This is a genomic window from Mycobacterium sp. E3298, from assembly GCF_001666895.1.
In the GTDB taxonomy this organism is placed as follows: Bacteria; Actinomycetota; Actinomycetes; order Mycobacteriales; family Mycobacteriaceae; genus Mycobacterium.
In genome coordinates, this window is sequence record NZ_LZJB01000305.1 from 1 (window position 1) to 824 (window position 824).

At 70.9% G+C, this 824-nt stretch carries 1 protein-coding gene and 2 pseudogenes; 2 read left to right on the forward strand and 1 reads right to left on the reverse strand.

The features are described 5' to 3' along the window. A pseudogene (locus A9X05_RS29755) lies at positions 1-158 on the forward strand (alpha-ketoglutarate-dependent dioxygenase AlkB); the annotation flags it as partial. On the opposite strand, the pseudogene A9X05_RS14455 reads toward A9X05_RS29755, so the two are convergent. Continuing rightward, positions 148-660: pseudogene (locus tag A9X05_RS14455) on the reverse strand (alpha-ketoglutarate-dependent dioxygenase AlkB); the annotation flags it as partial. The pseudogenes A9X05_RS29755 and A9X05_RS14455 overlap by 11 nt on opposite strands. 72 nt (positions 661-732) lie before the next feature. Here A9X05_RS14455 and A9X05_RS32185 point away from each other — a divergent pair. Continuing rightward, positions 733-824, forward strand: a 92-nt coding sequence (locus A9X05_RS32185; protein WP_231975367.1) for a hypothetical protein, incomplete at its 3' end; no start/stop codon positions are given.

The following is an 824-nucleotide window of genomic DNA, read 5'->3' on the forward strand; positions in this document are numbered from 1 at the left end:
GGCGGCGCGCGCGTCCTGCCAAAGGCCCGTCGTTGCGGCTGCCGCAGGCGCATGGGGATCTGCTGGTGATGGGCGGATCCTGCCAACGCACCTGGGAGCACGCCGTGCCCAAGACGTCGGCGCCGGTGGGCCCCCGCATCAGCATTCAGTTCCGCCCATCACCAGCAGATCCCCATGCGCCTGCGGCAGCCGCAACGACGGGCCTTTGGCAGGACGCGCGCGCCGCCGCATGGCGAACGTGCGGGTGGCGCCGAGGCTGATGATGGCCACCATGGTGTCCTCGGAGCTGCTGCGGCCGATGGTGTCGCCGTGCCAGGCGACGCTGTCGGAGCCGTCGCGGTAGCAGCACAACCCGACCGTGGTGAACGGCTCGCCGAGTTCGCCGGCGTAGATGTCGTTGAGCCGGCGCCGAAGCCGGGCCAGCAGGGGATGCGGCGGCTCGTCGACCGTGAGGTCGTGGAAACTCACCAGCCGCGGCACGTCGACCACCCGGTCGTACATCTGGCGGCGTTCCTCCCGCCACGGAACCGCGGTCAGGAGCGCTTCGAGCAGGTCGTCGGCTTCGGTGAGCCAGCCGGCGCGGATTTCGATAAAGGCGCCGTCACCGAGTTGCCTGCGCTCGGTGTGCTGGAACAGGGAGCCTTGTACCGCCATCTCCACGGCGCCCAGTCTATCGCACACCCGTTCGAGTGGCCGGGCGCCGGGACGGCCGGGTCCGGCGCCGCTACCGTGGTGGGTGTGGTTGAGCTGGGCACCAATTCCGAGGTGGGAGCGCTGCGCGTCGTCATCCTGCACCGCCCCGGCGGCGAGCTGCGGCGGCTCAA